General features: G+C 67.6%; 22 protein-coding genes. 12 read left to right on the top strand and 10 right to left on the bottom strand.

Annotated elements, in window-relative coordinates; genetic code table 11:
- Positions 1 to 50: 50 nt before the first annotated feature.
- Together ACWIGM_RS06225 and tlpA are read right to left on the bottom strand one after the other, a co-directional pair.
- A complete protein-coding gene (locus ACWIGM_RS06225) occupies positions 51 to 1,043 on the bottom strand; it encodes a hypothetical protein (RefSeq protein WP_454025031.1) in 993 nt (330 codons plus the stop codon).
- A gap of 170 nt (positions 1,044 to 1,213) precedes the next feature.
- A complete protein-coding gene (gene tlpA / locus ACWIGM_RS06220; protein WP_454025030.1) occupies positions 1,214 to 1,843 on the bottom strand; it encodes a thiol:disulfide interchange protein TlpA in 630 nt (209 codons plus the stop codon).
- A 31-nt stretch (positions 1,844 to 1,874) separates the two neighbouring features.
- Between tlpA and argH the strand changes: the two genes are divergently transcribed.
- The 4 genes from argH to ACWIGM_RS06200 all read left to right on the top strand — a co-directional run bounded on the left by argH (position 1,875) and on the right by ACWIGM_RS06200 (position 7,751).
- Positions 1,875 to 3,275 (top strand): argininosuccinate lyase, encoded by a 1,401-nt coding sequence (gene argH / locus ACWIGM_RS06215; protein ID WP_454025029.1) that lies wholly within the window; start codon positions 1,875 to 1,877, stop codon positions 3,273 to 3,275.
- Between the two features lie 76 nt (positions 3,276 to 3,351).
- Positions 3,352 to 3,612 carry an LPS translocon maturation chaperone LptM gene (gene lptM / locus ACWIGM_RS06210; protein WP_454025028.1) on the top strand — a complete coding sequence of 87 codons (261 nt, stop codon included), beginning with the start codon at positions 3,352 to 3,354 and terminating at the stop codon, positions 3,610 to 3,612.
- Positions 3,613 to 3,618: 6 nt separating this feature from the next.
- Positions 3,619 to 4,908, top strand: a complete 1,290-nt coding sequence (lysA, locus tag ACWIGM_RS06205; RefSeq protein WP_454025027.1) for a diaminopimelate decarboxylase — start codon at positions 3,619 to 3,621, stop codon at positions 4,906 to 4,908.
- Positions 4,909 to 5,042: 134 nt separating this feature from the next.
- Positions 5,043 to 7,751, top strand: a complete 2,709-nt coding sequence (locus ACWIGM_RS06200) for a TIGR02302 family protein (RefSeq protein ID WP_454025026.1) — start codon at positions 5,043 to 5,045, stop codon at positions 7,749 to 7,751.
- Between the two features lie 37 nt (positions 7,752 to 7,788).
- On the opposite strand, the gene ACWIGM_RS06195 is transcribed toward ACWIGM_RS06200, so the two are convergent.
- Entirely contained in the window at positions 7,789 to 9,090 is a 1,302-nt protein-coding gene (locus ACWIGM_RS06195) for an aminotransferase class V-fold PLP-dependent enzyme (RefSeq protein WP_454025025.1), read from the bottom strand.
- Positions 9,091 to 9,223: 133 nt separating this feature from the next.
- Here ACWIGM_RS06195 and ACWIGM_RS06190 point away from each other — a divergent pair, with 133 nt between their 5' ends.
- The gene (locus ACWIGM_RS06190) at positions 9,224 to 9,826 is read left to right on the top strand and encodes a glycoside hydrolase family 19 protein (protein WP_454025024.1); all 603 of its coding nucleotides are present in this window, start codon (positions 9,224 to 9,226) and stop codon (positions 9,824 to 9,826) included.
- 3 nt (positions 9,827 to 9,829) lie between these two features.
- Here the strand turns inward: ACWIGM_RS06190 and ACWIGM_RS06185 are convergent, their stop codons facing one another.
- Complete coding sequence (locus ACWIGM_RS06185; protein WP_454025023.1) at positions 9,830 to 10,984, bottom strand: trans-sulfuration enzyme family protein; 1,155 nt, start codon at positions 10,982 to 10,984, stop codon at positions 9,830 to 9,832.
- 104 nt (positions 10,985 to 11,088) lie between these two features.
- On the opposite strand from ACWIGM_RS06185, the gene ACWIGM_RS06180 reads away from it, so the two are divergent.
- The gene (locus ACWIGM_RS06180; protein WP_454025022.1) at positions 11,089 to 11,598 is read left to right on the top strand and encodes a TspO/MBR family protein; all 510 of its coding nucleotides are present in this window, start codon (positions 11,089 to 11,091) and stop codon (positions 11,596 to 11,598) included.
- Between the two features lie 12 nt (positions 11,599 to 11,610).
- Here ACWIGM_RS06180 and ACWIGM_RS06175 read toward each other — a convergent pair whose 3' ends face one another.
- From ACWIGM_RS06175 to ACWIGM_RS06165, 3 genes are all read right to left on the bottom strand, one after another.
- On the bottom strand, positions 11,611 to 11,985 hold the full coding sequence (locus tag ACWIGM_RS06175; RefSeq protein WP_454025021.1) for a response regulator: 375 nt from the start codon (positions 11,983 to 11,985) through the stop codon (positions 11,611 to 11,613).
- A 2-nt stretch (positions 11,986 to 11,987) separates the two neighbouring features.
- Positions 11,988 to 12,548, bottom strand: coding sequence for a hypoxanthine phosphoribosyltransferase (gene hpt / locus ACWIGM_RS06170; protein ID WP_454025020.1), 561 nt, complete (start codon positions 12,546 to 12,548; stop codon positions 11,988 to 11,990).
- Positions 12,549 to 12,678: 130 nt separating this feature from the next.
- The gene (locus ACWIGM_RS06165) at positions 12,679 to 13,506 is read right to left on the bottom strand and encodes a zinc-ribbon domain-containing protein (protein WP_454025019.1); all 828 of its coding nucleotides are present in this window, start codon (positions 13,504 to 13,506) and stop codon (positions 12,679 to 12,681) included.
- Positions 13,507 to 13,777: 271 nt separating this feature from the next.
- On the opposite strand from ACWIGM_RS06165, the gene ftsE reads away from it, so the two are divergent.
- The 5 genes from ftsE to ACWIGM_RS06140 all read left to right on the top strand — a co-directional run bounded on the left by ftsE (position 13,778) and on the right by ACWIGM_RS06140 (position 17,652).
- Positions 13,778 to 14,437: a cell division ATP-binding protein FtsE gene (gene ftsE / locus ACWIGM_RS06160; protein ID WP_454025018.1), complete on the top strand. Its 660-nt coding sequence runs from the start codon at positions 13,778 to 13,780 to the stop codon at positions 14,435 to 14,437.
- Entirely contained in the window at positions 14,424 to 15,401 is a 978-nt protein-coding gene (locus ACWIGM_RS06155) for a cell division protein FtsX (protein WP_454025017.1), read from the top strand. Before ftsE ends, ACWIGM_RS06155 begins: the two co-directional genes overlap by 14 nt.
- Positions 15,402 to 15,568: 167 nt before the next feature.
- Entirely contained in the window at positions 15,569 to 16,273 is a 705-nt protein-coding gene (locus ACWIGM_RS06150) for a YdcF family protein (RefSeq protein WP_454025016.1), read from the top strand.
- A gap of 51 nt (positions 16,274 to 16,324) precedes the next feature.
- Positions 16,325 to 17,107 carry a lysophospholipid acyltransferase family protein gene (locus ACWIGM_RS06145; RefSeq protein ID WP_454025015.1) on the top strand — a complete coding sequence of 261 codons (783 nt, stop codon included), beginning with the start codon at positions 16,325 to 16,327 and terminating at the stop codon, positions 17,105 to 17,107.
- A gap of 59 nt (positions 17,108 to 17,166) precedes the next feature.
- Positions 17,167 to 17,652, top strand: a complete 486-nt coding sequence (locus ACWIGM_RS06140) for a hypothetical protein (RefSeq protein WP_454025014.1) — start codon at positions 17,167 to 17,169, stop codon at positions 17,650 to 17,652.
- A 4-nt stretch (positions 17,653 to 17,656) separates the two neighbouring features.
- Here the strand turns inward: ACWIGM_RS06140 and ACWIGM_RS06135 are convergent, their stop codons facing one another.
- Positions 17,657 to 18,214, bottom strand: coding sequence for a gamma-glutamylcyclotransferase (locus ACWIGM_RS06135; protein ID WP_454025013.1), 558 nt, complete (start codon positions 18,212 to 18,214; stop codon positions 17,657 to 17,659).
- A gap of 139 nt (positions 18,215 to 18,353) precedes the next feature.
- Here ACWIGM_RS06135 and ACWIGM_RS06130 point away from each other — a divergent pair, with 139 nt between their 5' ends.
- Complete coding sequence (locus tag ACWIGM_RS06130; protein ID WP_454025012.1) at positions 18,354 to 19,409, top strand: DUF2125 domain-containing protein; 1,056 nt, start codon at positions 18,354 to 18,356, stop codon at positions 19,407 to 19,409.
- On the opposite strand, the gene rpoH is transcribed toward ACWIGM_RS06130, so the two are convergent.
- Together rpoH and ACWIGM_RS06120 are read right to left on the bottom strand one after the other, a co-directional pair.
- The gene (rpoH, locus tag ACWIGM_RS06125; protein ID WP_454025011.1) at positions 19,410 to 20,306 is read right to left on the bottom strand and encodes an RNA polymerase sigma factor RpoH; all 897 of its coding nucleotides are present in this window, start codon (positions 20,304 to 20,306) and stop codon (positions 19,410 to 19,412) included. It abuts the gene before it with no gap.
- Positions 20,307 to 20,512: 206 nt separating this feature from the next.
- Entirely contained in the window at positions 20,513 to 21,547 is a 1,035-nt protein-coding gene (locus ACWIGM_RS06120; RefSeq protein ID WP_454025010.1) for an RluA family pseudouridine synthase, read from the bottom strand.
- Between the last annotated feature and the right edge of the window lie 78 nt (positions 21,548 to 21,625).

The raw sequence follows: 21,625 nt of genomic DNA, 5'->3' as shown, positions 1-21,625 counted from the left end.
GCCATGGCAAATGTTGCAGATCGGTGACGCCGGGCGGCGGCGTCAGTTGGTCACTTGGCAAAAGCGATGCTGTCAGCAATCGCCTTGATCGCCGGTTCCAGGCTCGGGAAGGTCGCTTCGTCGGCGCTGACGATCATGCGCACGAAGCGGCCATCGGGACCCAGGCCCATATACTGGGCGAAGCGCTTGCGGGCCGCGCCATCCGAGGTCGTGCCCGAGAGCATCGCACCGCTGTCGCTGCCGGCGAAGGTAACGGTCTCGCGCTTGGTGATCTCCGCCTTCTCGAAGCCGCGCGTCGTCGACAGCAGCTTCTCACCCACGGCGGCCAACTGGCCGGCGGGAACCTGGCCGCCGGTCTGGTAGCTGACGATCAGCATGGGCTGCGAACCCTTGGGATCGACGTTCAGCGGGCCCGAGGTCATCAGCACGCCGAGGCCGCCGAAGGTGTCGACGACGCGGAAAGGTTCGCTTGCGCGGACGCGGAAGGGCAGGGCTTCGAGCTTCTGCTCGAGGGTCGGTTCGGTGCCGAGCGACACGCTCTTCAGCATGGTGATGACATCGTCGCCGTCGAGATCGGAATCATCCGGGGCCTGCACCGTGATCATCACGGTCTTGGCGCCCTTGAGCAGCACGATCCACTTGTCGAAGGTCGCGGCGCCGACCGTCTGCTGGCCGGTCAGGATGCGGCCCTTGCCGGCGGCCGTCTCAATGTCCTCGGCCTCGTCGATAGTGATGTTCTGCTTGGCGAAATTGGTCTTCGCCATCTCCAGATTGCTGAATAGCGCCGACAATTGCGGGTGCGCTTCGGGCGGCAACTCGACGACGAGCACGGATGCCTTCGCCTCGACATTCTCCAGACCGGCGAACTTGGCCGATGGGGCGAAGCCCTTGAGCGGTGTCAGCGAGACCGTGGTGCCGGAGATCGCTGTGCGCTCCTGCGCCTGCGCGCTGACTGCCAATCCGGCGGCGAGCAGACCACCGAGGGCCAGGCGCAGGGTCGTTCGGGCGGCATGGCGCACTATGCTCATGTCGAATCGGATCATCGCGTTGCTCCTGTACGATCGGTGGAGCCCGTGCCGTCGGCGACGGGCCATGCTGCAACTGGCTGAGCGGATATGGGTTCACGTCCCGCGATCCTACGATCGAAGGATGAGGCCTTAAGCCGCTTGTCGCTCTTGTGCGTGTCAGCGCCGTGATCGACGGCCTGTGCGGATCAGCGGCGGCCGATCGCAGCTGTGATCATCGCCTTGGCATCGACTCCCGCCCACTCGGCCGGCCCTTGCAGCAAGGCGAGCTCGCAGCCGGCAGGGTCGATCAGCAGGCTGATCGGCATGCCCTCGACCTTCTTCACGGCGCGGATGTCCTGGAAGACCTTGGCTTGCGGGTCGGCATAGTAGCCGAGGCGGGTGATGTTCTTGTCGGCCAGCCACTTCTTCGGCTTGTCGGGGTGGCGCGTGTCGATGTTGATCGCCACCACCTCGAAATCGGAGCCGCCGAGGGCGCCCTGGAGCGCGTCGAGCGCCGGCATCTCGGTGAGGCAGGGCAGGCACCAGGTCGCCCAGAGATTGACTAGCACGGTCTTGCCGCGGAAGGCTGACAGCGTCGTCGGCTTGCCGTCCGGTCCGTTGAAGGAAAGATCGGGCAGCGGCGTCGGCTGCTTGGCGACCTCGACGGCGGCGACCTCGCCTTTCGCCAGGGGGCGCAGCGTCTCCACCTTCGTCGCAGCGGCACTGCAGACGGAATTGCCGGGCATGCCTCGCACGGAGTAGAAGGCCGCTGCGCCGCCGAGCACGAGCAGCGCAAAGGCCCCACAGGCCACCGCAATTTTCGACCGAGACGTCATCGTGCGTCCTTGAAGAGCAGGAAAGACCGCCGTGAGCAACCGCATGTGGGGTGGGCGTTTCGCCACAGGTCCCGACGCCATCATGGAGGAGATCAACGCCTCCATCGATTTCGACCAGCGCCTGTGGCGCCAGGACATCCGCGGATCGCTGGCTCACGCCGCCATGCTGGCCGAGACCGGTATCCTGACCAAGGCGGACGTGGACGCGATCTCGGCCGGACTCAAGGGCATCGAGGCCGAGATCGAGGCCGGGCGCTTCACGTTCTCGCGTGCGCTCGAAGACATCCACATGAATGTCGAGAGCAATCTCAAGGACCGGATCGGGCTCGCCGCCGGGCGCCTGCACACCGCCCGCTCGCGCAACGACCAGGTCGCGACCGACATGCGGCTGTGGGTGCGCGACGCGCTCGACCAGCTCGATGAGCAGGTCGCCGACCTGCAACTCGCACTCGCCGAGAAGGCCGAGATCTATGCAGGGGCGGTGATGCCGGGCTTCACCCATCTGCAGTCGGCGCAGCCGGTCACCTTCGGCCATCACCTGCTCGCTTATGTCGAGATGCTGGCGCGCGACCGCAGCCGGCTGCGCGATGCGCGCGAGCGCATGAACGAATGCCCGCTCGGCGCCGCCGCGCTCGCTGGTACTTCCTTCCCGATCGATCGGCACATGACCGCCAAGGCGCTCGGCTTTGCCAGGCCGACCGCGAACTCGCTCGATTCGGTTTCGGATCGTGATTTCGTGCTGGAGACGCTCTCGGCCGCCTCGATCTGTGCCATGCACCTGTCGCGTCTCGCCGAGGAGATCGTGCTGTGGGCGACGCCGCAATTCGGCTTCGTCAAGCTCTCCGACAAGTTCTCAACCGGCTCCTCGATCATGCCGCAGAAGCGCAATCCCGACGCGGCCGAGCTGGTGCGCGGCAAGGCGGGGCGCGTCTTCGGCGCGCTGCAGGGCCTGCTGACGATGATGAAGGGCCTGCCGCTGACCTATTCGAAGGACATGCAGGAGGACAAGGAAGGCACTTTCGACGCGGTGCAGACCCTGTCGCTCTGCCTCGCCGCCAGCGCCGGCATGGTCCGCGACATGCAGCCGGATCTGAAGACGATGAAGAAGGCCGCCGGCCTCGGCTACGCCACGGCCACCGATCTCGCCGACTGGCTGGTGCGCGTGCTGAAGATGCCGTTCCGCGACGCCCACCACGTCACCGGCCGGCTCGTCGGCGTCGCCTCGGCCAAAGGCGTCGGGCTGGAGAAGCTCTCGCTCGCCGAGATGCAGGAGGTCGAGCCGAAGATCAGTGACGAGATCTTCGCGGTGCTCGGCGTCGAGCGCTCGGTGAAGAGCCGCACCAGCTATGGCGGCACCGCCCCTGCCAATGTGAAGCGGCAGGCCAAGCGCTGGTTGAAGCAGCTCGCCAAGGACGCGAAGCCGCAGTCATGATCCCGGCGCAAAGGCTCGCAAGCTTGCGCGCCATTCGCTACACTCGTCCCGAAGCTTCGCCTAAGGATCATCGTTCGTGCCGCAATCCCGCCTGAAACTCGGCCGCACCGTGCTGGTGGTCGGCCTGCTCGGCCTCGCGCTTGCGGCCTGCGGCCGCCGCGGACCCCTGGAGCCGCCGCCGAATGCCAAGAACGCGATCGACCTGCCGGATCAGCAGACCGGCGCGGTCGAGAACAGCTTCAACGCGACGGACGCTTCGCCGCTCGGCAAGCCGCCGAAGCGCAACAAGGCGATCGAGATTCCCGAGAAGCCCTTCGTGCTCGACCCGTTGCTCTGAACCGACATGCATCACTTCGCCTATCGCGACGGCGCGCTTTTCGCCGAGGACGTCGACCTGCGCGAGATCGCGGACAAGGTCGGGACGCCGGTCTATGTCTATTCCTCCGCGACGATCGAGCGGCACTACCGTCTCTATGAGGAGGCGATGAAGTCGACCGCGCCGGGCAAGTCGGCGCATGTCTTCTATGCCATGAAGGCGAACAGCAATCTCGGCGTGCTGAAGACGTTGGCCGCACTCGGCGCTGGCGCCGACACGGTCTCCGAGGGCGAGATCCGCAAGGCGCTCGCCGCCGGCTTCCCGGCGAGCAAGATCGTCTTCTCCGGCGTCGGCAAGAGCGAAAGCGAGCTTGCCTTCGCGGTCGAGGCCGGCATCTACCAGGTCAATATCGAGACCGAGGGTGAACTCGACCTGCTGTCGAAGGTGGCGCAGCGGCTGGGCAAACGCCAGGAGGCGGTGTTTCGGGTCAATCCCGACATCGGCGCCGGCGGCCACGCCAAGATCACCACGGGCTCCTCGGCCAACAAGTTTGGTGTTTCCTTCGAGGAGGTGCACCGGCTCTATGCCCGCGCCGCCAATATGGCGGGCGTCAGGATCATGGGGCTTGCCGTGCATATCGGCAGCCAGATCCGCGAGGTCGACGCGTTCGAGGCGGCCTATGCCAAGATGCGCGATCTCGTGCTGGCGCTGCGGGCCGAAGGCCATCGCGTCGATCGCCTCGACCTCGGCGGCGGGCTCGGTATCCCCTACGAAGTTCCCAGGAATTTCGACCATGGCCCGGGGCTGATCGAAGCCTATGCCGCGATGGTTGCCAGGGTGATGGCTGGTCTCGACGCCGAGCTCGGCTTCGAGCCGGGCCGGCTGATCGTCGGCAATGCCGGCATCCTTTTGACCAGGGTGCTGCATCTCAATCCGCGTCCGACCAAGGAGTTCCTCGTCGTCGATGCGGCGATGAACGACCTGATGCGGCCGGCAATGTACGAGGCCTATCACGAGATCTGGCCGGTGGCGGAGCCGGCGGAGGGCGGCAAGACGATCGCCTATGACGTGGTCGGGCCGATCTGCGAATCAGGTGACACTTTCACCACCGGGCGCGAATTGTCTGAATTGAAGCCCGGGGACCTCATCGCCTTCATGACCGCCGGCGCCTATGGCGCCAGCATGTCCTCGACCTACAACCAGCGCCCACTTGTCGCCGAAGTGCTGGTGAAGGGCGACAAATTCGCCGTGACGCGGCCGCGCCAGACCTATGAGGAGCTGATCGGCACGGATCGTGCACCGCCCTGGCTGCCCTGACGGCGCTTCACGATTCCAAGAGCGCCTGTGGGCTCGGGCGCCTCAGCGCTGGTCACGCCACAATCACGTGCTAGCCTGCTTGCTCGATCGATGAAGCCAAGAGAGGCGCCGCGGGGGGCGGCTCGGAGCATCGGATGAGCGAAACACCGCGCCGGACGGCGCTTGACCCGATCGGGACGATCCGCAGAAGGCTGGAGCGGCTTGCTACGGCTTCGCGGCTGTCTCTCGCCTGGGAGCGCCTCTGGCCGAAGCTGTGGGCGCCGCTTTGTGTCGTCCTGCTCTTCCTCGCCGTCTCCTGGTTCGGGCTCTGGCTCAATCTGCCCTGGTGGGGACGGGCGGGCGGTTCCGCTATCTTCGCACTCCTCTTGCTTGCAAGCTTCTGGCCGGCCGTTACCGGCCGCTGGCCCAGCCGCCGCGAGGCTTTGGCCCGGCTCGACCACTCGATGGATGGGGCGCATCGTCCGGCGACTTCGCTCGAGGATACGCTCGCGGTTGGCGGCAAGGATCCGGTCTCGCAGGCGCTGTGGACGCTGCACCTGCAGCGCCAAAGCGCCCATGTCGCGGCGTTGAAGGTCGCACCGCCGCAGCCGCACATGGCCGGGCGCGACAAGCGAGCTCTGCGCGCGGCGCCCCTGGTCGCGGCCGTAGCCGGCTTCTTCGTCGCCGGGCACGAGGCCCTGCCGCGGCTCACTGCCGCCTTCGACTGGCGCGGGCCTGCGCTTGCCGCTGCCGCGGTCCGGATCGACGCCTGGATCGACCCGCCCTCCTATACGCGGATGCCGCCGATCCTGATCGATTTCGCCAGGCTCGCCAGCCCGAATTTCAACGTGCCCGAGAAGTCGACCGTAGTGGTGCGCATCGCCGGGCGCAGCGGCATGGATGTCGCGACCACCGGCCGGCTCGACGCCGTTCCGGTCGAGGGCAAGCCGGGCGAAACCAAGGCCGGCGAGACCAAGCCGGCCGAGGCCAAGGCTGCGCCGGCGAATACGGTCGCGGTCACCGAGAAGCGCTATCTGGTTGCCGGCGATGGCACCTTGCGCATCACCGGCTCCGGCGCGCCCGCCCAGACGCTGAGCCTGCATGCGATCATCGACCAGAAGCCGGAGATCGCCTTCGTCGAGCCGCCGAAGCCCGTCAGCGGCGTGCAGGGTGGGCTCGGCATCAGCTATCGCGGCAAGGATGATTACGGCATCGCCTCGGCCGAGGTGCTGGTCTCGCGCGTCGCTCCGCTCACTGGCGGTCGCTCGCTGGTCGAAGCGCCGAAGCAGGTGCTGCCGGTGCCGTCCTCCGGCTCCGGCGACGAGGAGATGAAGAGCACGGTCGACTTCTCGGCTCATCCCTGGGCCGGCGCCAAGGTCAATATGAGCCTCCTGGCGCGCGACGAGACCGGACAGGAAGGGCGCAGCGAGACCGTCGAGGTCACGCTGCCGCAGCGGACCTTCACCAAGCCGCTGGCCAAGGCGCTGGTCGAGCAGCGGCGCAAGCTCGTCATGGACATCGACAACCGCAGGAAGGTTCAGCTCGCGCTCGATGCGCTGATGATCGAGCCCGACCGCTTCATGAAGGAGACCGGCGTCTATCTGGGCATGCGCATGATCGGCGAGCGCCTGCGCCGTGCCGCCAGCGACGACCAGTTGCGCGACGCCGCGGAGATGATGTGGGCCTTCGCACTGCAGCTCGAGGACGGCGATCTCTCGGATGCCGAAAGGGCGCTGCGGGCCGCGCAGGAGAATTTGGCGCAGGCGCTGGAGCGCGGCGCCTCCGAAGAGGAGATGAAGAAGCTCACCGAGGATCTGCGGCGCGCCATGGACCAGTACATGCGCGAACTCGCGCAGCAATGGCAGCGCCAGCAGCAGAACGGTGAGCGGAACCAGGCGCAGCTGCCTGAGAACTTCCGCACGGTGACGCCGCGCGACCTGCAGAACATGCTCAACCGCATCGAGGAGCTGACCAAGCGCGGCGACATGGCCGAGGCGCAGCGCCTGATGGAGGAGCTCAACAACCTCCTCAACAATCTCAAGACGGCGCGCCCCGGCCAGCAGGATCCGCGCCAGCGCGAGATGAACCAGGCGCTCGGCGATCTCGACCGGATGACGCGCGAGCAGCAGCAATTGCGCGACGAGACCTATCAGCAGGACCAGCAGCGCCAGAATCGCGCCCAGCAGGGCCGCCGCCCCGGTCAGCAGCAGGCGCGGCCCGGCCAGCAGGGCCAGCGCCAGCAAGGGCAGCAGGGCCAACGCGGGCAGCGCGGCCAGCAGCCAGGGCAACAGCCCGGCGAGAACGGCGAAGAGGGTGAAGGCGAGGACGGCCAGAACGCCGAAGGCGGGCAGGGCCAGGGCCTGTCGCAGCGCCAGCAGGCCCTGCGCGAGCGGCTGCAGGACCTGCAGCGGCGCATGCGCGGCATGGGTGCCGATCCCGGTGAGCTCGGCGAGGCCGAGGACGCGATGCGCGAGGCCGAAGGCCAGCTCGGCCAGGGCCAGGATGGGCAGGCGGTCGATTCGCAGGGGCGCGCGCTCGAGGCCTTGCGCAAGGGTGGCCAGAACCTTGCCCAGCAGATGCAGGGCGAACCCGGCGAGGGCGAGGGCAACGACAACGCCTATGGCGAGCCGGATGGGCGGCCAGCCGGCCGGCCCTCGGCGCAGCAGCGCGACAACAACGACCCGCTCGGGCGGCCACAGCGCCAGCGCGACTGGGCCGATGGCCGCGTGCGGGTACCGGGCGCCGACGAGAGCGCGACGCAGCGGGCTCGGCGCATCCTCGAAGAGCTGCGCCGGCGCCTCGGTGACCCCCTGCGGCCAACCGAGGAGCTCGACTATCTCGAGCGCCTGCTGCGGCGGAATTGAAGAAAGGCCGCGCCAGGCGCGGCCTTTCACTTAGGGCTCAGCCCGCCCGATTGCCCGAGACGACCGCGAGGGCCGCGATGAAGCGGTCGAGATCAGCCTCCGTCAGATAGGGCGCGGGCGAGATGCGAATGGTGTTGCCCTTGGCGACACCGCCGCGGCGCACCGTCATCACCTTGTGCTGGTCGCGCAGCGCTGCGACGACCGCGTTGCAATCGGCGGCCGAGCGCTTGCCGGTCAGCGCGAACGAGGTGATGCCGGCGACCATCTCCGGATCGTCCGGCGTCTGGATCTCGACGCCCCTGAGCTCGCGCGCCCTGCTTACCCAGTAGTTGCGCAGATGGCGATAACGCGCCTCCTTGGCCTGCGGTCCGACCTCCTGATGCAAGGCGAGCGCGGTGGGTACGGCGAGCTGGGCGGCGAAGTTCGGCGTGCCAGTATGGATGCGCGAGCGGACATCGTCCGGCTTGAAGTCCTCGTCGCCGTAATGGGTGTCGATATCGGCCAGGCGCTCACGGGCGATGTACATGACGCCGACTCCGAGCGGCGCGCCGATCCATTTGTGCAGGTTGAAGCCGATGAAGTCGACGCCGAGATCCTTGGCCTTGAAGTCGACCTGGCCCCAGCTATGGGCGGCGTCGAGGATGACGTCGATGCCGCGCGCCTTGGCCATGGCGGCGAGCTCCCTGACCGGCATCATCAGCCCGGTGCGGTGGCTGATATGGGTCAGCAGCAAGAGCTTGGTCTTCGGGTTGGCCTTGAGCGCGGCCTCATAGGCCGCCAGCACATTCGCCTTGGTTGCCGGTTCGGGGATGTCGAACTTCGCGACCTCGACGCCGCGCCGGCCCTTCAGCCAGTTCATCGCGTATTGCATCGAATCATAGTCGAGATCGGCATAGAGCACGCCGTCGCCGGCTTTGAGCTTGTTGTAACCGGCGATCAGGGTCTGCAGCGCCTCGGTGGCGCCGCGGGTCAGTGCGATCTCCTCGCGGGCAACGCCAAGGAAATCGGCCAGCGGGGTGCGGACATTGTCGAGGTCCTGGCCGATCTTGGTGCGGGCGTAGACGGTGTTCTCGAAGTTCACGAAATCGGTCAGGCGCTTGTACTCGGCCTTCACCGGCTCGGCCATGATGCCCCAATAGCCGTTCTCGAGGTTCACCATGTCGGGCGTGACGCTGTAGAGGCGGCGGACCGCATCCCAATAGCCGGTGTCGGTGCCGAGGTTGCTGTTCGGCAGGGCAGGAAGCGAGCGGGCGAGGGCGGGAGCGGCTGCAGCGGCGAGCGCGGCAGTGCCAAGGCCGGCGAGCAATGTACGGCGATTAAGAGCGGTATGGTCGGTCATGGCGGGTTTTCCTCGGGGCGGGGGGCCTCGCTAGACCCGGGCTGTTTCAGAGCCATGACGGTCTTGCTGGCGAACTTATCCCCGCACCGCGAAACCGATGCATAATGGCCCAAGGCGCAACCGGGAGGTCGTGATGTCGATGCAGGGATCAGCAGTCGAGGAGGCGCCGATCGAGGAACCGCAGGTTCCGCGGCGGCCGGACCTTGCCGTCACGATCGCACGGCTCGCGCGCCTCGCGCCGATCGGCAAGGCCGAGATCATGAACAACATCGCCTTGCACTTCGACCGGTTCGCGGCCGAGGCGGACCTGACGACGCCGCTGCGCGTCTGCCATTTCCTGGCTCAGGCCGCGCACGAGACCGACCGGTTCCGGACGCTCGAGGAAAAGGGCGGCAAGAAGCAGTTCGCCAAATACGAGGGCCGCGCCGATCTCGGCAACACGGAGCCCGGCGACGGCGCGCGCTATCATGGGCGCGGCATCTTCCAACTCACCGGCCGCGCCAACTACAAGCGCATCGGCCGAATGGTGAATATCGATCTCGAAGGGCGCCCGGAGCTGGCGCTCGACCCGCGCATCTCGGTCCAGATCGCCTTCGCCTATTGGCGCGACCGCAAGATCAACGCCGCCGCCGATCGCGACGATGCGGCCCGCGTCACCCAGTTGATCAATGGCGGCGCCAATGGCCTCGCCGACCGCCGGCGGTTGCTGACGATGGCGAAGGGGATCTGGTTCTAGGCGTCAGCGGTGGCCGGCCTTGAGGGCCTGGTCGAGATCGGCATAGAGGTCGTCGACGTCCTCGATGCCGGTCGAGAGGCGCAGCAGGTCGGGCGGGCAGGGCGAGCCGGCGCCCTCGATCGAGGCGCGGTGCTCGATCAGACTCTCGACGCCGCCGAGCGAGGTGGCGCGCTTGTAGAGCTCGACATGAGCTGCTGTCGCAACCGCCGCCGCCTCGCCGCCAATGACCTGGACCGAGAGCATGAAGCCGAAGCCGCCTTCCATCTGGCGGGCGGCGATGTCGTGGCCGGGATGCTGCGGCAGGCCGGGATAGAGCACGCGCGAGACCAGCGGATGGGCCGACAGCCTCGTGGCCAGCGCCATGGCCGAGGCCGACTGGCGCTCCTGCCGGAGATGGAGCGTGCGCATGCCGCGCATCAGCAAATAGGCCTCGAACGGCCCGAGGATGCCGCCCTGGCCCTTGCGCACGGTCTTGATCCGGGCCCAGAACTCATCGTCCTCGCGGGCGCAGAGCGCGCCGGCGACGACGTCGGAATGGCCGTTCAGCACCTTGGTCGCAGCATGCATGACGATATCGGCGCCGAGCGTCAGCGGCCGGGTGTGCACCGGCGAGGCGCAGGTCGAATCGACCGCGAGCTTCGCGCCGGCGGCGTGGGCGATCTCGGCGACCGCGGCGATGTCGGTGATGGTCCAGAGCGGGTTGGACGGCGTCTCGGCCCAGATGAGCTTGGTGACGCCGGGCTTCACCGCTTCCTTCAACCTGGCGAGATCGTCGGTCTCGACGAAGTCGATCGTCAGGCCCCAGCGCGTCGCCTCGGTCAAAAGCCAGGCGCGCAGGGCCCAGTACATCACCTTGGAGGCGACGACGTGGTCGCCGGGCGAGAGCGCCTGGAACACCGCGGTCGCCGCGGCCATGCCGGAGCCGAACAGCAGGGCGCCGGCCTTCGCCTCCTCGAGCATGGCGAGCACGGCCTGCGCCTCATGCACCGTCTCGTTGTCGGGCCGGCCATAGATGAAGCCGGAGGAATAGGCGTTGTCCTCGTCGCGGATATAGGTCGTCGAGACATGGATCGGCGGCACGACCGCCTTCGTAACCGCGTCGATCTTGCCCAGCGCCTGCGCGGCGAGTGAACGGGGGTGCAGCGGGCGCTTGGTCATGGCTGATCCAAATTCTACTATGTGAGAAAATTCATCCCATCGGTATTGTTGCAGCGCAAGAGGCGCGCCTTGCCCGGAACGCAGAGACACCCCATGCTCGCCGCATGAGCATAGTGACAGACAACACTGAGCGTCAGCCAAACCTGTGGTTTGCCGCAGTTCTCGCGATCTTGCCGGTCATCGCGGCATCGCTGATCGGCAGTGCGGTGACGGTGCCGCAGATTCCGGGCTGGTATGCCGGCCTCGCCAAGCCACCCTTCAATCCGCCGAACTGGCTGTTCGCGCCGGTCTGGACGACGCTGTTCGCGCTGATGGCACTGGCGGCCTTCCGCATCTGGCGGCTGCCGAGCGATCGGCCGGGCAGGGCGCAAACGCTGCTCGCCTATCACGTCCAGCTCGCGCTCAACATGCTCTGGTCCTGCGCGTTCTTCGGGCTCAACAGCCCGGCAGGCGGCCTGTTCGTCATCGCGTTGCTGCTGGCGGCGATGATCTGGACGATGCGGTGTTTCGCTGGGCTCGGCGACAGATTGTCGGTCGCCCTATTCGTGCCCTATCTCGCCTGGGTCTCGTTCGCGAGCCTGCTCAACGCCTCGATCTGGTGGCTGAACCGCTAGCCTCGCGATTGCTCAGCCGATCGAGCGCTCGATCACGCGCAGCACCGTCTCGCGCAATTCGGCGATGGTGAAGGGCTTGGTCATCACCTCCGAGACGATCGTCTCCAGGCTCTTGGCCCGCTCGCGCTGCTCGGCATAGCCGGTCATCAGCATGATGGTGAGATCGGGGAATTGCTGCTTGGCGGCGAGCGCCAGCGCGATGCCGTCCATCAGCGGCATGCGGATATCGGTGAGCAGCAGATCGAAACGGCCCTGCTCCGCCATCAGGATGTCGAGCGCCTCGGCGCCGTCACCTGCGGTCAGGCAGTCATGTCCGTCCATGGCGAGACCACGCGCGACCAGGGCGCGCAGGCTCTCCTCGTCATCGACCACGAGAATGCGCGACATCGCTAGATCCCTGGCAGGCCGGCCTGGTCGGCGGTCTCGATCACCCCGACATAGGGCAGTTGGCGATAGGAATGGGCGACGTCCATACCGTACCCGACGACGAAATAATCGGGGCATTCGAAGCCGACATAGTCGGCCGTAATGTTGACGGCGCGCTTGCCCGGCTTCTCGAGCAGGATGGCGGTGGAGACACGTGCGGCGCCGCGCGCGGTGAGCAGGTCCTTGGCGAAGGCGAGCGTGCGGCCGGATTCGAGGATATCGTCGACAAGCAGAACGTGGCGACCGCGAACATCGCTCTGGACGTCGCGCAGAATCTCGACCTGGCCGGAGGAGACCGTTGCGGCGCGATAGCTCGACAGATGGACGAATTCGACCTGTGGGGTCATGCCGGCGCGATGCATGGCGCGGATCAGGTCCGCGACGAACATGAAGCTGCCCTTCAGCACCGCGACGACGAGCAGATTCTCGCCAGCATCGGCAGAAATCTCCGCGGCCATTTCGGCGTTGCGGGCGGCGATCGCCGCTTCGTCATAGAGAACACGGATACGCTGGGGCTGAGACATCGACGACCGTTCCTTTCGGCGCGGGCCTATACCCGCGCAGCCCCGTGATCGCGGGCTAAACTCTTCAGGCCTCAGTCATAGCGTCCATGTGCTGACAATTGAAGCGGCTGGACCCGGGCTGTACGGGAAATCAGTAGAGGCTGGCGATGCCGTCGGGGCTACCCGCACCGAAGCGCAACTGGACCGAGTGGCCATCCTGTGGTGGCGAGGCGAGGCGTGCGCGGAAATGCATCAGCTCCGCCGGCTCGAGCGACGGGCGCGGCGGCTCCGTCGTCCAGCTGTAGAGCAGCTTGCCATCGTCGCCCCGCACCATCACCGTGATCGGCGGCACCTTCGTCGTGCCCTTGGCGACGTTGGTGACATCGCCGGAGACGACGAGGAAGCGTCCTTGCGGATCCTGAACCAGTTCGCTCTCGACGGCGCTGAAGGCAAGGCCGCGGACGTTCACCGGCAGGCCGATCTTCGCATAGAGATCGGCGAATTGCGGGACCGCCCGCACCACGCGCTCGCGTTGCCAGAGGCCGAGACCGAGCGCAGCGAGGCCGGCGACCACGAAGATACCGGCTGCCGCCGGCGGCAGGCGTAGTGCCGGATTGCGGGCGCTTGCCCAGCTCCGCTTGCTCCTGGCAGGTGCGGGCTGTGCGGCATCCGGCTGCGCAGGCTCGGCCCGCTCGGCCGCGATCGCCGAGATGTCGGCGTCGATCTCGGCGGCACGGCGCAGTTCCTCTTCCAGCTCCGCGGCGGTCTGCTCCGGGGTGGGGGGGCTGGGAAGCTCTGGGATCGCTGCATCGAGGTCGGATTGCAGGACCTCATCGGTCGGCTGTGCTGCGACGGCCGGCGGCGCCTCGATCTGCCAGGTCGTCTGGCAGCTGGCGCAACGCACCTTGCGGCCGCCGGTCCCGATCTTGGCCTCGGCGATCTCGTACCGGCTGGCGCAGTTGGGGCAGACGATCAGCATGGCCTTAAAAACGCTCGCTCCGCGCTGCATCCCAGAGGTATCGGTCCGGAGCCTGATCCTCCCGTCGCTGCGCGCAAGCGCAAGCGGGTGCGGCCAGCGGCTCCGCCTCTCATAGGGTCGATTTATGGTTAATGTCGCGTAAACCCTGCGCCGTGCAGGGCTGAGGAAAACCTGCCGGCGCTTCCCGCCGGGACATGGTCTCGGTGTAAGGTCGTGTCGGCTCGGCGTTCGTCCGGCGCGATTCGGATGCGAGTGAGCGAGAGGAACTGCGTTGGTTCGGTTCGAGAATGTCGGCTTGCGGTACGGGATGGGACCGGAGGTGCTGAAGGACATCAACTTCAGCATCGCGCCGCGTTCCTTCCAGTACCTGACCGGGCCGTCGGGAGCGGGCAAGACCACGCTGATCCGGCTCGTCCTGATGGCGCTCAAGCCGACGCGCGGTCTCGTCAATCTGTTCGGCCAGGACGTCTCCCGCCTCGAAGCCGCGACGCTCACCGATTTCCGCCGCCGCATGGGCGTGGTCTTCCAGGATTTCCGGCTGCTCGACCATCTGACGGTCTACGAGAACGTCGCGCTGCCGCTGCGGGTGACCGGCAAGGAGGAGGCGAGCTATCGCGCCGAGGTCGTCGAGCTCCTGCGCTGGGTCGGGCTCGGCGAGCGCATGCATGCTGTGCCGGCCGTCCTCTCCGGCGGCGAGAAGCAGCGCGCCGCGATCGCGCGAGCCCTGATCAGCCGGCCGCAATTGCTGCTCGCCGACGAGCCGACCGGCAATGTCGATCCCGGCCTCGGGCGGCGCCTGCTCCGCCTCTTCATGGAATTGCAGTCGCTGGGAACGGCGGTGGTGATCGCGACGCACGACATCGCCCTGATGGAACTCTACGACGCGCCGCGCCTGGTGCTGGCGGATGGGCATCTGCATGTCGATGCCTGACCATCTCGACATGGACGAAGCCGAGGACGAGCGTCCGCGGAGCGGGCAGCGCCTGCCAGCGAGCCTGCGGCGCGATCAGCCCCTGGTTCCTGTCGATTCGGTCGCCGGACGCGCGCTCGTCGTCGTCATCGCCATCCTGACCTTCCTGGCCGCGTTGAGCGCGGGAGCGGCGCTGCTCGCTGCCCGCGCTTCCGAACAATGGCGCGGTGCGGTCGCCAACGAGATGACGATCCAGGTCAGGCCCGATCCACGCCGCAATATCGAGCAGGACATCGCCCGCGCAATCGCGCTCGCGCGGGCCGTGCCGAGCGTGGCCGAAGCGCGGCCGATGCCGCGGGCCGAATCGGACAAGCTGCTCGAGCCATGGCTCGGCGCGGGGCTCGACCTCGTCGAATTGCCAGTGCCGCGATTGATCGTGCTGCGGCTGTCCTCGACCTCCGCCAATGACCTCGTCGCTTTCAGCCAGACATTGCGGCGCGAGGTGCCGAGCGCGACGCTCGACGACCACCGGCTCTGGGTGCGCCGCCTCTCGACCATGGCGAGCACGATCATCCTGGCCGGCGTCGCGGTGGTGCTGCTCGTGCTGGTGGCGGCGGGGCTCGCCGTCGCCTTCGCCACGCGCGGTGCCATGGCCGGCAGTCGCGATTCGGTCGAAGTGCTGCATTTCGTCGGTGCGACCGACGAGTTCATCGCGCGCGAGTTCCAGACGCGTTTCGTCGCGCTCGGCCTGCGCGGCGGTGCCGCCGGCGGGCTCGCGGCGATCATCGCGATCGCGCTGCTCGGCTTCCTGTCCTCGGCCTGGAGCGCGACGCCCGAGGCCGATCAGTTGCAGGCGCTGTTCGGCGCGTTCGAGATCGGCTGGTCCGGCTATGCCGTCGTCATCCTGGTCGCTGCAGTGGTCGCGGCGATCGCGGGACTCGTCTCGCGGCTGACGGTGCGGCATTATCTGCGGGCAATGGGCTGAATCGCTGCGCGGCGGGGTTGTGAGGGTGCCGTCATTGTGCCCGATTGGGCGGTTAGTTACCCGATCTCATGGTGCTGCTTGGAACCCGGCAAGGTCATCTTCCCAGTGTTGAGGACAGCCTGGCTGCCCTGCGACCGATGACGACGCTCGCCTCCCCGCGGCGCCGCTTGTTCCGCCGATTCCTGCTCTGGTCGTGCCTGCTCGGCTGCTTCGCCGTGACCGCGGGCTATGTCCGGTTCGCCACCGGCCTTTCGATGGCCGAAGCCGTCTCGCCGCCGCGGACCGATGCGATCGTCGTCGTCACCGGTGGGGCGCAGCGGATCGGTGACGCCGTCAGCCTGCTCAATGCCGATCGCGGGCGCCGCCTGCTGATCAGCGGCGTCAACGAGCGGACGAGCCGCGAGGAACTGGCCAAGCTCAATCCGAGCGCGCGCGAGGCGCTCGCCTGCTGCGTCGATCTCGACTATCGCGCCCGCAACACCATCGGCAACGCCATCGAGGCACGACGCTGGGTCCGGCGTCACGATTTCCGCTCGCTGCTGCTGGTGACGTCGAACTACCACATGCCGCGTACGCTGCTCGAGTTCGGCCATGCGATGCCGGGAGTGCGGATCGTGCCGCACCCTGTGGTGACCGATCAGGTCGACGTCGCCGGCTGGTGGCGCGACTGGCACACGATTCGTCTGCTCGTGCCCGAATACCTCAAATATCTCGTCGCAGCGGTGCGCAGCAAACTCGAGACCGACCCCGAGACTTCGCGGCTTTCGGTGATCATCGGCGGGCGTAAGCCTGTCTCGCCCAAGCCGGGCGACCAGATCGGTCCGGAGCATGACAAGCGTTCGCGGGCGGCAGCGCCGCTGCGCGGGGCCTGATCCGCGCGGCTGGCTCTTGACGCGCCCGGGCCGTCGGGGTTCTTGCGGACCATGCTGCTGATCCGCTCGCTCCTATTCAACGTCGCCTTCTATCTGAACCTCGCATTCTGGCTGCTCGCGGCCATGGTGACGATGGTGCTGCCGCCGCGCTTCCTGCTGAAGATCGCGCTGTGCTGGGCCGAGACTTCGCTCTGGTGGATGCGGGTGATCGTCGGGACGCGCTACGAGATCACCGGCGTGGAGAACATCCCGCCCGGCGGCCTGATGATGGCGGCCAAGCATCAATCGACCTGGGAGACCTTCGCTCTGGTGACGGTGTTCCGCAATCCCGTCTACATCCTCAAGCGCGAACTGACCTGGCTGCCCTTCTTCGGCTGGTGCCTGATCAAGCTCAGAATGATCCCGGTCGATCGCGGCGCCCGCAGCCGGGCGCTGCAGGAGGTGACCCGGCGGGCCAAGGTCGAGCTCGGCCAGAACGGCCGCCAATTGATGATCTTCCCGGAAGGCACTCGCCGGCCGGCTGGCGCCGAGCCCGCCTACAAATACGGCGTCACCCATCTCTATGCCGAGCTCGGCGTGCCCTGCGTGCCCGTCGCGCTCAATGCCGGGCTGTATTGGCCGCGCCGCAGCCTGATCAAGCGGCCGGGCACGATCCGCGTCGAGATCCTGCCGCCGATCCCGCCGGGGATGGACAAGGTGGCGTTCCACGCCCTGCTGCAGGAGCAGATCGAGACCGCGAGCAACCGGCTGCTGGCCGACGGTCTCGCCGAGCTCGACCGGCTCGGCGTGCCGCCTCCTGTCAGCATACGTCAGGAGGCGCAGCCCAGCGCCTGATCGGCCTTGACAAGGGGCTCGAGTGTTCCGATTTTGTTCTAGAACAAAGGAGGAACGACATGGCTGCTTTGGCCCGAGCCCGTTTCCCATTCGACCGCAACCGGTCGATCGAGAAGATGCCGCGCCAGCTCAATCTGCTGGAGGCGCTCCAGCCCGCCCAGGCGGAGCGCGCTGTTCCGCTGTTCGATGACGCTGTCGTCGTGCCGGGGCAGGTGCGCGAGATGCCGCTGCGCGCTACCGCCCAGCTCGCCGAGCGCCGCTTCACCGCCTGGCGCGGCCGTTCTGGCCGGCGCTATGTCGCCTCTGTCTTCGCCGTTCAGGACGGGCACGCGCTCGGCTTCAGCGATGCGGTGCTGCTGGCAGTGTCGCCAGACCGCAAGATCGTGGCGGCGCGAGACAGCGGGCCGTTCGGCATCGACGCGGCGCTGACGCGCTGGCGCGACGCCGTCGCCATGGCCGGCGCCAGCGAGATCCACATTCATCTCCTGGCCGAAGATGGCGCCGGCCGCCGCGCGGTGCTCTGCGACCTGATGCCCGAGGCGTGAGCTCTCAGGGCGACGCCGGCGGGCTTGTCCTGTCGAGCTCGGCGACGAGATGCGCAAGCAGCGGATCGTGGATGCCCATCTCGTGCAGGTGCTCATGGGTGCGCCGGACATAGTCCGGGTTCTCCCCCGAGACGCCCTTGCCCTGCCGGACGAAGGCGAGCACCGCCTCTTCCGGCAGGCGGCCGGCATACTGATAGTGGTCGCGGTCGGCGATATAGGTGAGCGCATTGAGGCGCCTGCCGTCGTCGAGCCGCAGTGCCAGCCGTCGTTCGAGATAGACCGCGGTCGCCTGCTCGCGGGCGCGCAGGTAGTCGATCGTCTCTTCGGCCTGGTCGGCGGCGACGCGGAAGGCGACGCCGCGGCAGATGCCACCGCGATCGAGGCCGAGCACGAGGCCGGGCACCTCGGGCGTGCCACGATGGACGTGCGAATAGATGCAGAGCGCGCGGTGGTAGCCGTGCAGGCGCGCGCCGGCGCGCTCGACGAAGGCAAAGCCGGGACGCCAGATCAGCGAGCCGTAGCCGAACACCCAGAGATCTTCCGGTGGAAGCGGCGCCGTCATCCGATCCTCACAATTTAGCCCGCTTGCCTCGCCAGAGAGGCAAGCGCGATCCGTTGGCGGATAATCTCCGCCAGCGCTGGCGCGCTGCGGCCCCGGTCGCTATCAACCTGCCGAGGTTTTCGCAATGGAGCGCCCGCGCATGTCCGATACCACGCCCGTGCGCCGGCATGGCCGCTTCTGGCTCTATGCGCCCTTCGCGCTGCTGGCCCTGCTCGCGGCCGGCTGGTCGGGCATCTGGGGCTTCGCGCGCAGCAAAGTCGACCAGGAGCTCGATGCCGGCATCGCCCGCGAGGCGCGGGCCGGGCGCAACTGGACCTGCCGCGAGCGCAGCGTCGGCGGCTACCCCTTCCGCATCGAGGTGCGCTGCGCCAGCCTGACGCTGACGTCCACGCGCTGGGGTGATGAGGTCAAGGTCGATGCCGGCCCGGCGGTCGCGGTCGCGCAGGTCTGGACCCCCGGCCATATCATCCTGCAGATGACCGGACCGATGCTGGCGAACCTGCCGCAGGGGCGCAAGGCGGTGCTCGACTGGAAGGGGTTGGCCGCGAGCCTGCATCTCAGCGGGCTCGCCTTCGAGCGCTTCTCGCTGGTGCTGGGCGAGCCGGTGCTGACCGTCACCGAGCCCGGGCAGGAAGCCGCTGAGACCTGGCGGGCGAATGCCGCAGAAGCGCATCTGCGGCCCAACCCGCAGCGCTTTGCCAGCGAGGGGACGGTCGATCTCGCCGTCAACGCCAAGGGCGGGATGCTGCCGGCGCTGGAGGCGCTGCTCGGCAATGGCCAGCTCGCCGATCTCGATCTGCAGGCCAGCCTGTCCCAGGCGCCGTCTTTCCGACGCGGCTTCAATCCCGATGCGCTCGAAGCCTGGCGAACCGCAGGCGGCGGGCTGGAGGTGACCAAGCTCGTCCTGACCAAGGGGCCGACGCGGCTCGAGGCGACCGGCCTGGTGGCTCTCGACGAGGCGCACCGGCCAGCCGGCAAGATCGCGGCGGCGGTCGCCGGTGTCGACCGTATCGCCGGCATCAAGGTCGGCGGCCTGACCGCGGGCCTCGGCGCCCTGCTCGGCGGGCGCAGTGATGGTGGGCAAAGCAATACGGCGGCAGGGCTTTCGCCGCTGCCGCCGCTGGTCCTGCGCGAAGGCAGGGTTTTCCTCGGGCCGCTCAGGCTGCCTTTGCAGCCGCTGCAACCGCTCTACTGATCAGGCGGCGGGCAGGGCTGCCCGCGGCGCCTCGATCTTCACCAGCGCCTTCTTGACCGCGTCCTGCACTTTCTCGAAGGCGCGGACCTCGATCTGGCGGACGCGCTCGCGCGAGACGCCAAACTCCTCGGAGAGTTCCTCCAGGGTGATCGGATCCTCGGCGAGGCGGCGCGCCTCGAAGATGCGACGCTCGCGATCGTTGAGAACGCCGAGCGCCTCGCGCAGCGCCAGATGGCGGTTGTCGCTCTCTTCGGAATCGGCGAGGCGGCGCTCCTGGCTCTCGCTGTCGTCGACCAGCCAGTCCTGCCACTCGCCTTCGCCGTCCTCGCGCAGCGGCGTGTTCAGCGAGGCGTCGCCGCCGAGGCGGCGGTTCATGTCGATCACGTCCTGCTCGTTGACGCCGAGCTTGGTCGCGATGCTCTTTACCTGATCAGGCTTGAGGTCACCCTCGCCGAGCGCCGAAATCTTGCTCTTGGCCTTGCGCAGGTTGAAGAACAGCTTCTTCTGGTTGGCGGTGGTGCCCATCTTCACCAGCGACCAGGAGCGCAGGATGTACTCCTGGATCGAGGCCTTGATCCACCACATCGCATAGGTCGCGAGCCGGAAGCCCTTGTCGGGCTCGAAGCGCTTGACCGCCTGCATCAGGCCGACATTGCCCTCCGACACGACTTCGCCCATCGGTAGGCCGTAGCCGCGATAGCCCATGGCGATCTTGGCGACGAGGCGCAGATGCGAGGTCACGAGCCGGTGAGCCGCATCGCGGTCGCCATGCTCGCGCCAGCTCTTGGCCAGCATGAATTCCTCGTTCGGTTCCAGCATCGGAAACCGACGGATCTCGTCCAGATAACGTGAAAGTCCGCCCTCCGCGGACATGACGGGCAACGACGCAGTCGCCATGCTCGTACTCCTTTCCGGCTCCCGCTCTGCGGCGAGCCAACCACCCGATGTTCCATCGGGCAGGATCGTCCGGCGCGCTGCCTCGGTGACGACTTCCGTCCAGTCACCTGCTGCGCGCCCAGCGGCGCCCCTTTAGCCATCCGCTTTCGCAACGCAGTATAGACGATGCGAGGGTGGCGGAAAGTGGGCGGCGCAGCAAAAATCCGTCACAGGATCGAGAGCTCTGCTTGCAAACGTGCAAAGTCGGCGGGTGGTTCCGACTCGAAGCGCAATTCCTCGCCGGTGACCGGATGCTCGAAACCGAGCAGGCGCGCATGCAATGCCTGGCGCCCGAGATCGGCGAGTGCGGCCCGGGCGTTTTCGGGCAGGCGGCTGGCTTTGGTCATGAAGCCGGAGCCGTAGAGCTGGTCGCCGAGCAGCGGGTGGCCGATATGGCTCATATGGACGCGGATCTGGTGGGTGCGGCCGGTCTCGAGCTGGCATTCGACCAGGCTCGCCAGCGCCTCTAGCTCCTCATGGCCGCGCAGCAAAGGCGGGTAGCGCTCGATCAGCTCGATATGGGTGATCGCCTCGCGGCCGCGGCCCTCGCCGACCACCATCATCTTCTCGCGATTGCGGTTTGAGCGCTCGATCGGGGCATCGATCGTGCCGGTCTGCCGGCGCGGGGAACCCCAGACCAAAGCGAGATAAGCCCGCTCCAGTGGCCCGGTGCGACCGTGGTCGGCGAACTGCTTGGCGAGGCCGCGATGGGCCCTGTCGTTCTTGGCGACGACGAGCAGGCCGCTGGTGTCCTTGTCGAGCCGGTGGACGATGCCGGGCCGGCGCACGCCGCCGATGCCCGAAAGGCTCTCGCCGCAATGGGCGATCAGGGCATTGACCAGCGTGCCGTCCTCATGGCCGCCGGCGGGGTGGACGACGAGCCCGGCCGGCTTGTCGATCACGATCAGGTGCTCGTCTTCGAAGACGACGGTGAGCGGGATGTCCTGGCCGATCGGCGCGGCCGGCTTGGCCTCGGGCATGACGAGACTGAGCCGCTGGCCGGCGGCGACCTTGCGGCTGGCATCGGCGACCACCGTCCCGTCGATGCTGACGCCGCCCTCCTTGATCACTTGCTGCAGGCGGGCGCGCGAGACCTCGCCGCCGAGCAGAGCGAGAGCCTTGTCGAGGCGCAGGCCGGCCTGTTCTGGCGCGATGACAAGCTCGGTGGCGGGTTGCTGGGTGGCGTTTTCGGGCGTGGTCATGCGCCGTCTATAGGCGCGCGGCGCTTAAACTGCACCTGTCGATGCAAGGGATCGCACGTGTCACTCTCGGGCTGCGGC

This window comes from Allobosea sp. NPDC055332, from assembly GCF_053645455.1.
The sequence above is the reverse complement of the archived record's forward strand: the minus strand, read 5'-3'. Positions and strand labels throughout refer to the sequence as shown.